Raw genomic sequence first — 12,072 nt, 5'->3', positions numbered from 1 at the left:
GCAAATGATACTCATTAAGAATCAAGGAAAGCCGCCCCTATGGGGCGGTTAATCCGATATAAGAAATCGTTTTATTTTCGGAAGCTGAACAAGTTCCAGTCAAAACATCATTTGCCCAAAATCTTATCTTCTGGGAAGCACCGGAAAAATCTCTTGCAAAAGAGAAAATCTTCAACACGCAGTAGAAAGAGAGCTATACAATGTATTCTATTCAATGTAAACGAATTTATGAAGAAAAAACAGATAAGGATGGATTTCGTATCCTGACGGATAGACTTTGGCCACGAGGCATCACAAAGGAACGTGCCGCTTTGGATAACTGGGCGAAGGAGATGAGCCCTTCTACTTTTCTTCGCAAAACTTTCAATCATAAAGAGGAGAATTTCCCCTTATTTGAGAAAAAGTATTGGGAAGAGCTGGAGAAGAATCCTGAGAAGGAGCAATTTATTGCTTTGGTTAGAGAGCATCTTGCTCATGAAAATGTTACCCTTCTCTATGCTACTAAAGAAGAGCGTTTTAACCAGGCTGTCGTTATGGAGGGCTGGCTGAAGGAGAAGCTTTCGGAAGAAGCAAAGGAGCATTCCGCTTAATGCGCTCTGATGCAGGATGAGTCTGTAATCGGGGCACGCTCTCGCTAAGCTCGCCTCTGCGGAGGGAAGGAACTGGAAAAATTAAAGGTATACGCTCAGATGCAGTATAGACATGAAATCGGGCACGCTCCCGCTAACCTCGCCACGTAGCGAAGGACTGTAACTATTTAAGAATAAGCTCCAATGCAGTATAGGCATGAAATCGGGCACGCTCTCGCTAACTTCGCCTTCGTAGCAGTACTAACTTCAAGCTTCGCTTTAGCTTGCTTTCAGTAAGTACTGACGGGCTCAGATTGCCCTCTTTCATGCCTATACTGCATCTGTCGCTTCAATTATTGGTTTTAACAGTCATTCACTTCGCCGGCTTTCAGTAAGTACCGACGGGCTCAGATTGCCCTCTTTCATGTCTATACTGCATCTTTCGCTTCAATTATTGATTTTTACAGTCATTCACTTCGCCGGCTTTTAGCAAGTTTCGGTGGGCTCAGATTGCCCTCTTATAGACTACACTGCATCATTCGCTTGTGCTTTTCGTTTTCTACAATCCTTCGCTTCGTAGCTTTGCAAGTACCGGCGGGCTCAGATTGCCCCTCTTACAGACCTATATTGCAATTCGCTTCTACTTTACAATTTCCATAGTCCTTTGCTTCGCCGAGGCTCAGTAATTTCTGCTTTTTATTCTGTTTCCATCTCTCCCGTATTCATTTCTTCCATATTCATCTTTGCCATATCCATTCCTTCTGCTTCGAGGCCTTTCTTTTTCTCGAAGGACTCTTGGATAGCATCTTTCATGGCATCCATACCATTGTCTCCCTGCTCTTCCTTTTCTTCTCCTCGAATGGATTTCTTCTTTTTGTCCTCTTCAACGGTTTTTTGCAGGCTTCTCATGGCTATGGCCATGACATAGGCTTTAGGATTTTTTTCCTTTAAAAATTCCAGATCTTTCGGACTTACGGCCTTTCCGGAGCCGTACAATAGAGCAATGCGGAACGCATCAGTCTCATCCTTAAAGGCCTTGGATGCCTCCTCTCCGGATTTTTTCGCATTCTCAAGCTCTTCCAGCCGGGATGCCCATTCCTGCTGAAAGTCCTTCTGCTTATTGATATCCTTTACATCCTTTTCCATATCCTTCAAAAGATCGGAAAGGACGTCAGCAAGGTCGTTGTCTTCTTCCTGCCCCTTTGCTTTTTGAGAAAATGCTTCATACTCCGCACTGAGCTGAATACTGTCTTTCCGTACCGAAGAGCCTTCCTTGGCTTTGACTTCGGTTTTTTCGTTCTTCGAAACTGACTTGTTCCCGGTATGTAGCTTTGAAATTCCTCTTCCTCCGGGGAATGCTTTAATCTCCATTTTGCCTCCTTTGCATAGATTTCTTAGTATTCTATTCGACAAAGGCCGGCAGAAAAATTATCCTTTTCTATCCTTTTCCGCTAAAAGCTCGTTTTTTCCTTTTAATTAAATGAAAGAGTTTAAAAGCTGTATACTTCCTCCCTTTGGAACAAATGAAGAAGCCGGTCGTCATCCTCTCGAGGGAACAGCTCGTCAACGACTTCCTTCACAGAAACAATTTCCCGAAGCTTTTCCACATTTGCCCCGGAGAAAAAGAGACCTTCCTCCACATTTCCCTCCACTGCGGAAATGAGGGCATGGGTAATACAATACTTCACCGTTCCCGGGTCACAACCGTGTATGCAACGGGAGCAATGCTTGGGGGCAATCCGTCCGCTAAGACCGAGCTTCTCCAGCATGGGGCTCTTCACCGCCCTTCCCGGCATGCCCACCGGACTATGGATGATTTCCAGGTCATTTTCCTTCTTGGAAATGAGGTACTCTTTATAGGCAGTGCTGGCATCACATTCCTTGGTACCGATAAAGCGGGTGGCCATCTGTACACCGTAAGCTCCCGCCTCCTGCATCCGCACAATGTCTTCTCTACTCCAAATGCCTCCTGCCGCAAAGAGAGGAATTTTCCGTCCGTACTCTTCTTCGAAAACCTGCAATACAGAAAGCACCTCCGGAATCAATTCCTCCAAGGGCTTAGCTGTAGCCTCTTCCACCTCTGCCGCCTTAAAGCCCAAATGCCCCCCCGCCAAAGGTCCTTCCAGCACCACAAAATCTGCAGTTCTTTGGTATTTTTGACTCCAGGTCTTAAGCAAAACCTTGGCAGCTCTTCCGCTGGAAACAATAGGTGCAATCAAAGCCGTTCCTTCCGGTACAATCTCCGGTAGACTTAAGGGCAGTCCAGCCCCGGAAATCACTGCATCAATTCCCTTTTCCACAGCGACTTTTATGGCATCCTCCCATTGTCTTGTAGCAACCATAGCGTTGATGGCGATCATTCCTTTTCCTTCGCTAAGCAGCTTCGCTCTTTGGATTTCCTTTCGCAAAGCGCGAAGATTGGCTTCCTCAGGAAAACGGCGAAAGTCCTCTTCTCGATAGCCGCAGTCTGCTGTACTGATGCAGCCCATAGCTCCTGTTTTTGCCACTGCCCCCGCTAAGCCGGAAAGGGAAACTCCTACCCCCATTCCCCCCTGAATCAAAGGAATTTCTAAACCTCTATTTTTTAACTGATCCATTTTCCGCGTCCTTTCTGCTGATGGAGAAGGAATACTCTTCTTCATGTATCAATATTTTTAATTATATTTCTTTAATAGCTTAAATCATCTGACAAACCCCGTCAAGTAGTTTACGAAACTACATTCGAAGTTCTTTCTTGTATTTTTCTTAAGATACAGCTGTTTAGACGCGGATTTCTCGGGTTTTCCTCCATTATCGATTAAAATAGACAGCAAAAAAGAGGGGGTAAAAAATCAATATAAAGAAATATATTTTCGGCAATATAGGTCTGAATTCGGGGTAGTCTGAGCCCGTCGGTACTTGCGAAAAACAAAAGAAACGTTGTTTATCGCTTAGTATCCGCTACGTGGCGAAGCTATCGAGAGCGTGCCCCGTTGCAGACCTATATTGATTAGAAAATTTCTTTTTTGATTTTTTACACCCTCTTGCTTTTCTTCAGGGGTTTAAATCGCTATTAAGCCTTTGCCAAAGCTTCTCCAAGAGCCTTGCAGTTTGCCAGTCCTTCCTCATCGGGAGTGTTGTTGCAGATAACGGGAGGCGCTACCATTACGGCACCTGCACCGGTCATTCTTGCTTCCCAATCACGCATCCACTGTCCATCGCCCCAGTCATAGGATCCGAAAAGTCCGATCTTCTTGCCGGAAACGGAACCGAGTAAATCCTCTACGAAGGGCTCCATCTCGCCTTCATCCAGTACTTCATCTCCCATAGCAGGGCATCCTAATGCGTAAACCGCATCTCCTGCCAAGTCTGCTGCGGAAATATCGGATACGCTAACCATCTTAGCCTCTCCGCCTGCTGCCTGGATTCCCTCAGTAACTGCCTTTGCCATCTCCTCTGTGTTTCCTGTCTGGCTGAAAAATACTACATGAATCATCTTTTTGTCCTCCTTGATTTTATGCCTAAAATATTGAATTATTCAATATTTTGGTTTGTAAAGTGAATTGATTAAGAAAGTCTTTTTTTCTTTTAGAGGAAATATCTTTTTCCTCTTGTCTATATCCTAGCACTTAACTAGGATATATTTGTTGCAAACGCAACACTATAACTTTTACCCTTCTTTACCTTTTAGATTTCTTTGCTTATAGGTTCATCCTCTAATGGATTTCTGCTCTTATGCAGTAGCTTTTTCTCTCTTAAGCCACCTGGCGCTTCTTAATGTGATAAGCCATCACCAAATCTCTACAGCTTAAGCCGGATTTCAGCATCAGGGTAAAGCTTTGAATGCACATGTCGTAAGCCTGAAAGCAAGCTAGTGCACTCTCCACCTCGGTAAAGACCTTCCAATAGCCGGTGAGCTTCGCCTTCGCTAAAGGATTCTTCATATAAATCTTCACATCCCGAAGAGGATAACCGAGAAAAACACCTACCTCATGTGGAAAATCCGCCTGTTTCTCCTTGTATTGGGCGAAACGCACTGTGAAATGTCGAAAAACCTCCTCTAAAGAGAAACTCTCATAGCCCACAGCCAAGCTCTGTAAAAAGCTCTGTACAGTCTTTCTGCTCAGAAGCTCCTCCAGCTTTTCCCTTTGGTATAGGAGAATGCTTTCCTTTTTCCCGCTATGAAGACTAATCACACAAATCTCGGTTCCTGAAAACAGTTCTTCCAAAATCTGTTTCTCCGCCTTTGTTACCGTGATAATGGCAGAAGGCTTTAGTCCTGTAATCACCGGGGCATTCAGGCAGATATGCTCTGCAATATAATCCTCTATCCCCTCTTTTCTTTTGCAAAAAAAATTATCCTTCTCCATTCTCTCTCCCCTTCGGTTAGTTAATATAAACTAACTATAAAGTGGATTATATTAGTTAATGCTAACTTTGTCCAGTAGGAAATAAAATTTTTCAAGGTAAGTAGGATTTTCATAGTTTCGCTTGGACATAATACTTCAATATATTTTATAGAATTATGTTTCTATCTTTTTGCAATGCCCCTATGCATTTTTCTGCATTGTGCTATAATTTTTTGAGGAATTTATTAAACCATTCGATTCTTTGAGTCGTTATAGAGTCGTTGACTTGCGTTCTTTTATATAAGGAGGAACTATGATCCTGATTGAAAACGGAACCCTCGTAAGCCCCAGAGAAAGTTTCCTTGGAGACATTCTTGTGGAAGGGGAAAAAATCAAAAAAATTTTCCGAAAGGACAGTCCTAATTTCCAGGCCGAGAAGGATGCCGCTTTGGCTTCCGAAAATACTGTAGAACGGATTGATGCCGGCGGAAAACTCATTTTCCCGGGCTTTATCGACTGCCATACCCACTTTGAACTGCATGTTGCAGGCACCGTAACCTGCGATGATTTCCCCTCAGGTACCAAGGCCGCCATCTCCGGCGGAACCACCAGTATTGTGGACTTCGGCACCCAGTACAAGGGAGAAACCCTGATGGAGGGCTTTAAAAATTGGCAGAAAAAGGCTGATTTAGGCGCTTCCTGCGACTACGGCTTCCACATGTCCATCAGTGACTGGAATGAAGAGGCCAGCAAGCAATGTCAGGATATGATGGATGAGGGACTTAGCACCTTCAAAGTTTACATGACCTATGATATTCAGGTAGATGACGAGGAAATGTTCTTTATTTTAAAGAGATTGAAGGAAGTTGGAGGCATCACCGGTGTACACTGCGAAAATACCGGTATGATTGCCGCTTTACAGAAGAAGTATATTGCTGAAGAAAGTACAAAAAAATCTGTGTCTTCCCATTACCTTTCCCGTCCGGATGATGCGGAAGCTGAAGCTATTAACCGTATGCTCTATATTGCCGATGTGGTAGACACACCCATTATTGACGTGCATTTGACCTGTGAAAAAGGATTAAATGAGATTCGAGAGGCCAGAAAACGGGGCCAAGTGGTATTTGCAGAAACCTGCCCCCAGTACCTTACCATGACTGAGGACCTGTATAAGTCAGATTTTGAGACCTCTGCCCGCTATGTAATCGCTCCCCCTCTTCGGAAAAAATCCGATCAAGAAGCACTATGGAAAGCTTTAGCAGATGGAGAAATTCAGACCATTTGTACCGACCACTGCTCCTTCACCTTAGAGCAGAAGAATCTGGGCAAAGAGGATTTCCGGAAAATCCCCGGCGGAATGCCCGGTGTGGAAACCAGAGGGGAAGTCATTTTCTCCGAAGGCGTGGTAAAGGGACGAATTTCCAAGGAGCGTATGGCTGCTCTTCTTTCCGAGAATCCCGCAAAGCTCTACGGCATGTATCCGGAGAAGGGAATCTTGCAGGAAGGGTCTGACGCGGACATCGTTTTACTGGATCCCAACAAGAAGAAAACCATTCGCAAAGAGGATCAGGTTTCCCGCTCCGACTATGCCCCATTGGAAGGACTGGAGATTCAAGGCTGCATCGAAGAAGTCTTCCTGAGAGGAAAACTGGTGGCTAAGGGCGGTAAGGTGCTTTTGGAGAATCAGGGTAAATACCTAAAGAGAAAGAAGTTCCAGCCGGTGGTATAAACTTGTTCCCGCTAGACTCTAAAATAAGGGGTTGTGAAAAATCAAAAAAATTTTCTAAGCAATATAGGTCTGAAACGGGGCACGCTCTCGCTAGCCTCGCCACGTAGCGGATACTAAGCGAAAAACTACGTTTCTCTTGTTTTTCGCAAGTACCGACGGGCTCAGACTGCCCCGAATTCAGACCTATATTGCCGAAAATTACTTTTTATTTTGATTTTTTACAGCTCTTTTTATATATCTTTCAGCCAACAATTAAAACGCAGTTATCATTCAAGATTAGCATGATTTAAAAACATTTTTTCCTCATTCATTTGCAGTAAATGCATTAAATTCATAACCAACGTATCACAAACCAGCCAAGCCATTTGTTCAAACGAACTCCCCATTACTTGCATGCTTTTATTCGTATTCTTTAATTGGCTTTTAGGTGTAGAACCCGGCAATATAATTCTATAATCCGCAATCTTTCCTATCGATGAATCTACATGTATAGTAATAAGTAAAACCTCTGCCCCAATCTTCTTCGCTTTCTCTGTTATATTTACTAGACTTCCTGTTTCTCCTGACCCACTTCCAACAATCAATAAATTTCCGGATCGAATAGCCGGTGTGGTCGCATCTCCAACAAAATGCACTTGTTTTCCTAGATGCATCAAACGATTGGCAAAAGCACGCATTACAAATCCTGTTCGTCCACAACCTGCAACAAAAATCATTGTCGATTTAGCAATAAGATTTGCTGCCATTTCTATTTCTTGCCCATTTACTATATCTGCATTTTCTTGCAGTTCCTTTATGATTTTCAGTAATTCTATAGACTTCGTCATAGTGTACCTCTTTCATTTTAAAAAACCTACTGTAGTAGCATTCCACAGTAGGCTATTTTTATTATAATTCAAAAACATGACGCACAAATTCACATGAATGTTTAGCATCTGCATCCAATTTTGCTTCTGAGGTATCTGGTAAAAGATTGCGCCAAATTTTTATATCTTGTCCAACCTTCCCCCCCTGTAAGACAAATGGTTCCATAACTGCAGCATGTTGATAATGAATATCCCGAAGTGCCTGGCCGATTTCTGCCCATGGCATAGTGCCTTTACCGGGAACCTTACGATTTCGTTCTCCCATATGAAAGTGCACCAACTTATCTCCGGCTTTTCTGATGGCATCTCCAATGTTATCTTCCTCAATATTCATATGAAATGTATCTAACATCACACCTACTCGATTATTTCCGACAGCGTCAATATATCTTAAACACTCATCACAAGTATTGATAAGATAGCCTTCAAACCGATTAAGCACTTCCATTCCAAGCGTAATGTCATACTCCTCTGCATATTTTGCAATAAGTCTCATATTTTTTACAGAAGTTTCAAAATCACGCTCTTTATTAATATCGCTATTAAAATCAACCGGCCAATAAGAATACAACCCTCCACCTAAAATATGGATATTCATCAAATGGAGTTTCCGAAGAGTTTCTTTAAAAAATTCAATTGCATTTTTTTGTACAGCTTCATCTGGCGAGGCTAGATTTTCATCTTTCTGAGGACCATATCCAGCTGTTAAAATAATCCCTTTTTCCTTAGCATATTCCCCTATTCTAAGTAATTGCTCATCTGTTGTGTAATCTTTTTTAAATGCACCACAGGAAATTTCAAGAATATCAAATCCCAGTTCCTTGACCTTGTCAATATATTTAAAGTAATCACCAGTCCATTCTTTTTCCCAATATGCATAGTAAATACCATATTTCATCTTGTTTCTCTCTATTCTTTTTTATGATTCAACAAACGGTCTTAAACGTATAAATTTGTTGAATAATCAATAAGTTCCGTATATACAAAATAATCTTTATTTATGCAAAAGCTTTCTCATACTATTTATCAAAAAATTATTCTTTCTTATTTTCTCATCTTTCGCTTATCAGAATAATAATTTGCAATCAATACAAGAATTAATGCAAGCCCCCAAATCAGGTCACGGTAATAGTTACTTATATCCGGGAAGGTATTAAGATAAGAAGATAACATCTGTAAAATAAATGCTGCAATTATAACTCCCGGCACAGCACCAAATCCACCATTCGGATTAATACCTCCCAGTACCGATATCAAAATGCATTGCATTATATAACTGGACCCAAAATCAGCTTTTGCAGAATTAATTCTCGCCAGCGACAGATTCCCGGCAATTCCACAAAGTACGCCCGAAATTGTGTATGTAAATAATAGAACTTGTTTTGTACGAATTCCCGAGAAAATGGAACACTTTTCATTGGTACCTACAAAATACACTCGCCGCCCAAAAGAAGTTTTTCCCATCAGGAAAATAGCGCCTAAAGCTACTACTGCAAATATGATAAATGGTATAGGGATTCCCAATACCTTTCCCATTGCAAACTTTGCTAATATCTTATTACCCTGTACCGTTTTCCCGTCTGAAATCACAATGGCAATCCCTTGAAATATTTGATAAGACCCAAGAGTCGCAAGCATTGCAGGAATCCGAAGATGGGCAACTAAAACCCCATTAAATGCACCACAAATAGCTCCGATAAGAATACCGCAAAGCATTCCTGCAAATATATTTCCACTTGTTTTTTGCATAACCAATGCCGCTGAGATTCCTGCCAAGTTTGCTATATATGCGCCGGAAAGATCAATACCACCGGAAATCATACAAATACTACATCCTAGGGCCATGAGCCCAATTTCTGATACCTGGCGCGCAATTGTTTGAAATACTGTTGGCTTAAGAATTTGGTTTCCCTTTGTTAACGCCATGACAGCAAATAGAACAACAAAAATGAAAATCAATTTTTCCACTTTATCATCAATGTGAAGCTTTCTTACTTTGGTCATTATGCATTTCCTCCGTTCTGATGAATTCCGGAATTTTTAGATGCGAAATGCTTCTGTACCATCGGTATCACTGTTCCAACAATAATAATTCCACCGATAAATACTTTCTGCCAATTTATACTAATTCCAACAAGAATTAAACTATTTGTAACCATAGATAAAAGCAAAGTTCCCAAAAGGCATCCACGTAATGTTCCAACACCGCCAGTCAATTTAGCACCACCAAGCACGATGGCTGCAATCACCACCATTTCACCGCCTGAATATTCCGCAGGAAGATAATGTAATGTCATTGTGGCATAGCTTAATCCCGCAATTGCCGCTACACATCCATTAATTACAAAAACGCCAAAACGAATTGCATTTACATTAAAGCCGGCTCTATCTGCAGAAATCTCATCTCCGCCGATTGCATAGACTCCTCTTCCTATCATAGTATAATTTAGAACTATATATGCCACTAAATACACTACAATTAAAATTATAAATGTATATGGCATGGAAGATCCAAGTCCCGTTTTTACATTCTTGACACTGAAGAGTGCTGCACTTCCAAACGCTTGTAGGTTAGCCGGTAATTCCGTACGTTCCGCTTCAAATGCTCCAAATAATAGACCGCTAATAATTGAAGATGTACCAAGAGTCACAATTAATGAAGGAAACTTATATTTAACTATAATGAATCCATTAACAGCACCCATGATAGCGCCAAAAATGATGGCAATTAAATATACAAAAATCCAAGGTCCGTTAAATCCGGTGCTCTTTGTAATGGCAATTGCCAAGAAACTACTACAAGCGCCAATCATCGGAAATGAAACATCAGGTCCTGTACTAACAAAGGCAAGCAGCGCACAAATAGCACCCAATGCCGGATAAATCATTGATCGTATAATATCCACTATATTATTATTGGTAAAGAATTGACCTGAGCGCACCTGTATAATAAGCGAGAGTATAACGATGATTATAAACACCCAAAATTCAGTGTCTTGAGTGATTTTTTTGAACTTCTTCATTGTTGCAACCTCCTCTATTACACTGTAGCCTTATTCAAATTAACTGTATTCAGGTCTTCTTTCTCCAGTGCACCTGTCATCTTTCCCCCTTGCATCACAATTGCTCTGTCACAAAGCGACACCACTTCAGCAGTGTCATCAGAAACAACAATAATAGACATCCCTTGCATTGCTAATTGCTTCAATAGCTTGTGAATATCGTATTTTGCACCAATATCTACTCCAACTGTAGGTCCATTTAAAATTAAAATTTTAGGATTATCAGAAAGCCATTTTGCCAACACTACTTTCTGCTGGTTTCCACCTGAAAGTGTTCCGGCAGCATTTGTCGGATTTTGTGTTGCAATTTCCAACTTTTCCACCCAAGTGCTAGCCTCATTCATTAATCTTCCCTTATTTAAAACTCCCATGTTAGACAAAGAATTCAAACGAGTTACTGTGATGTTATCTGTAATAGATTGAGGGATAAAAAGTCCTTCTGTTAACCTATCCTCGGGAACCAATGCAATTTTCAGTTTTTGAGCTTCCTGTACACTATTGAGGTTAACCTCTTGTCCCTCCATAATGATTTTTCCTGAAACAGGGCGATTTAACCCAAACAAGGATAATGAAAGCTCTGTACGTCCGGAGCCCAACTGCCCCGTAACACCGAGAATTTCCCCCTTGTGAAGTTGAAAGCTGACGTCTTCAAATCCCTTTGCAGAAAGATTCTGTGCTTCAAGAATAACCTCTTTACTTATCTCTTTAGGCAAAGTAGACGATTCATTCTCAAAATGCCGGCCGGTCATATAATAAGTGAATTTATCTTCTGTCATCTCACTGGCCGGACAGCTAATCACATTCTCACCACTTCTAAGAACTGTAATGCTATCGGATATCTCAAACACCTCGTCCAACTTGTGTGATACAAAAAGGATGGTAATTCCTTTGCTTTTAAGTTCCGCAATAATATCAAAAAGACGATTGACCTCCTTACTTGTTAACGCAGTAGTCGGTTCGTCCATAATAATAAATTTTGCATCATGAACCAAAGCTCTTGATATTGCTATCAGCTGTTTGTCTGCTACAGGCAGTTGTTCTACTCTAGCATCTAAGTCTACATCGAAGTTAATCTTTTGAATTGCTTCTTCTGCGATAGTTCTAAATTTTTTTTTATTTACAAATTTTTCATTATTTGCAAGAACCTGGTTAAATGCCAGATTCTCCATAACTGACAAATTCGGGAATAGGGAAAAATCCTGGTAAATAACCTGTATACCGGCTTTAATAGCATCAGACGGTGTCATATGTGGGTGTACAATGCCATTCACCTCAATTGTACCCGCATCAGGCTTATAGAAACCGGAAATCACTTTAATAATCGTAGACTTCCCACACCCATTTTCTCCGGCAAGACAATGAGTTTCGCCCTTTTTAATCGTCAAATCCACGCCTTTTAACGCATGAACACCACCAAATGATTTTTTGATTCCCTTAACGGATAATATGTTTTCCATCATACCTCCTTCAGCAGGAATATATTATTTAAAAAATGCATATCCCACCACATAACTGTCA

At 41.3% G+C, this 12,072-nt stretch carries 11 protein-coding genes; 2 read left to right on the top strand and 9 right to left on the bottom strand.

The features are described 5' to 3' along the window. The first annotated feature begins 200 nt into the window (after positions 1–200). The gene (locus tag HNQ46_RS08955) at positions 201–590 is read left to right on the top strand and encodes a DUF488 domain-containing protein (RefSeq protein WP_183684390.1); all 390 of its coding nucleotides are present in this window, start codon (positions 201–203) and stop codon (positions 588–590) included. Positions 591–1,265: 675 nt separating this feature from the next. Here the strand turns inward: HNQ46_RS08955 and HNQ46_RS08950 are convergent. From HNQ46_RS08950 to HNQ46_RS08935, 4 genes are all read right to left on the bottom strand, one after another. Further along, a complete protein-coding gene (locus HNQ46_RS08950) occupies positions 1,266–1,940 on the bottom strand; it encodes a hypothetical protein (RefSeq protein WP_183684389.1) in 675 nt (224 codons plus the stop codon). A gap of 119 nt (positions 1,941–2,059) precedes the next feature. Beyond that, on the bottom strand, positions 2,060–3,166 hold the full coding sequence (locus HNQ46_RS08945) for an NAD(P)H-dependent flavin oxidoreductase (protein WP_183684388.1): 1,107 nt from the start codon (positions 3,164–3,166) through the stop codon (positions 2,060–2,062). Positions 3,167–3,621: 455 nt separating this feature from the next. Further along, positions 3,622–4,044, bottom strand: a complete 423-nt coding sequence (locus HNQ46_RS08940; RefSeq protein WP_007158065.1) for a flavodoxin — start codon at positions 4,042–4,044, stop codon at positions 3,622–3,624. Between the two features lie 259 nt (positions 4,045–4,303). Next, positions 4,304–4,918: a DUF3793 family protein gene (locus tag HNQ46_RS08935; protein ID WP_007158066.1), complete on the bottom strand. Its 615-nt coding sequence runs from the start codon at positions 4,916–4,918 to the stop codon at positions 4,304–4,306. A gap of 292 nt (positions 4,919–5,210) precedes the next feature. Here HNQ46_RS08935 and hydA point away from each other — a divergent pair, with 292 nt between their 5' ends. Then, positions 5,211–6,626 (top strand): dihydropyrimidinase, encoded by a 1,416-nt coding sequence (hydA, locus tag HNQ46_RS08930; RefSeq protein WP_183684387.1) that lies wholly within the window; start codon positions 5,211–5,213, stop codon positions 6,624–6,626. A 266-nt stretch (positions 6,627–6,892) separates the two neighbouring features. Here the strand turns inward: hydA and hxlB are convergent, their stop codons facing one another. From hxlB to HNQ46_RS08905, 5 genes are all read right to left on the bottom strand, one after another. After that, positions 6,893–7,453, bottom strand: a complete 561-nt coding sequence (gene hxlB, locus HNQ46_RS08925) for a 6-phospho-3-hexuloisomerase (RefSeq protein ID WP_183684386.1) — start codon at positions 7,451–7,453, stop codon at positions 6,893–6,895. A 61-nt stretch (positions 7,454–7,514) separates the two neighbouring features. Continuing rightward, positions 7,515–8,390, bottom strand: a complete 876-nt coding sequence (locus tag HNQ46_RS08920; protein ID WP_183684385.1) for a D-psicose 3-epimerase — start codon at positions 8,388–8,390, stop codon at positions 7,515–7,517. A 146-nt stretch (positions 8,391–8,536) separates the two neighbouring features. Continuing rightward, entirely contained in the window at positions 8,537–9,496 is a 960-nt protein-coding gene (locus HNQ46_RS08915; RefSeq protein ID WP_183684384.1) for an ABC transporter permease, read from the bottom strand. Then, positions 9,496–10,515: an ABC transporter permease gene (locus HNQ46_RS08910; protein ID WP_183684383.1), complete on the bottom strand. Its 1,020-nt coding sequence runs from the start codon at positions 10,513–10,515 to the stop codon at positions 9,496–9,498. The genes HNQ46_RS08915 and HNQ46_RS08910 overlap by 1 nt, the downstream gene beginning before the upstream one ends. Positions 10,516–10,532: 17 nt before the next feature. Beyond that, the gene (locus HNQ46_RS08905; protein WP_330604573.1) at positions 10,533–12,011 is read right to left on the bottom strand and encodes a sugar ABC transporter ATP-binding protein; all 1,479 of its coding nucleotides are present in this window, start codon (positions 12,009–12,011) and stop codon (positions 10,533–10,535) included. Positions 12,012–12,072 lie beyond the last annotated feature (61 nt).

The organism is Oribacterium sinus (genome assembly GCF_014202695.1).
Lineage (GTDB): Bacteria > Bacillota > Clostridia > Lachnospirales > Lachnospiraceae > Oribacterium > Oribacterium sinus.
The sequence above is the reverse complement of the archived record's forward strand: the minus strand, read 5'-3'. Positions and strand labels throughout refer to the sequence as shown.

What these genes read in the sequence shown, in the direction of transcription:
- HNQ46_RS08955 (WP_183684390.1), top strand. Translation starts at nt 201, where the DNA reads ATGTATTCTATTCAATGTAAACGAATTTATGAAGAAAAAACAGATAAG.
- HNQ46_RS08950 (WP_183684389.1), bottom strand. Translation starts at nt 1,940, where the DNA reads ATGGAGATTAAAGCATTCCCCGGAGGAAGAGGAATTTCAAAGCTACAT.
- HNQ46_RS08945 (WP_183684388.1), bottom strand. Translation starts at nt 3,166, where the DNA reads ATGGATCAGTTAAAAAATAGAGGTTTAGAAATTCCTTTGATTCAGGGG.
- HNQ46_RS08940 (WP_007158065.1), bottom strand. Translation starts at nt 4,044, where the DNA reads ATGATTCATGTAGTATTTTTCAGCCAGACAGGAAACACAGAGGAGATG.
- HNQ46_RS08935 (WP_007158066.1), bottom strand. Translation starts at nt 4,918, where the DNA reads ATGGAGAAGGATAATTTTTTTTGCAAAAGAAAAGAGGGGATAGAGGAT.
- hydA (WP_183684387.1), top strand. Translation starts at nt 5,211, where the DNA reads ATGATCCTGATTGAAAACGGAACCCTCGTAAGCCCCAGAGAAAGTTTC.
- hxlB (WP_183684386.1), bottom strand. Translation starts at nt 7,453, where the DNA reads ATGACGAAGTCTATAGAATTACTGAAAATCATAAAGGAACTGCAAGAA.
- HNQ46_RS08920 (WP_183684385.1), bottom strand. Translation starts at nt 8,390, where the DNA reads ATGAAATATGGTATTTACTATGCATATTGGGAAAAAGAATGGACTGGT.
- HNQ46_RS08915 (WP_183684384.1), bottom strand. Translation starts at nt 9,496, where the DNA reads ATGACCAAAGTAAGAAAGCTTCACATTGATGATAAAGTGGAAAAATTG.
- HNQ46_RS08910 (WP_183684383.1), bottom strand. Translation starts at nt 10,515, where the DNA reads ATGAAGAAGTTCAAAAAAATCACTCAAGACACTGAATTTTGGGTGTTT.
- HNQ46_RS08905 (WP_330604573.1), bottom strand. Translation starts at nt 12,011, where the DNA reads ATGGAAAACATATTATCCGTTAAGGGAATCAAAAAATCATTTGGTGGT.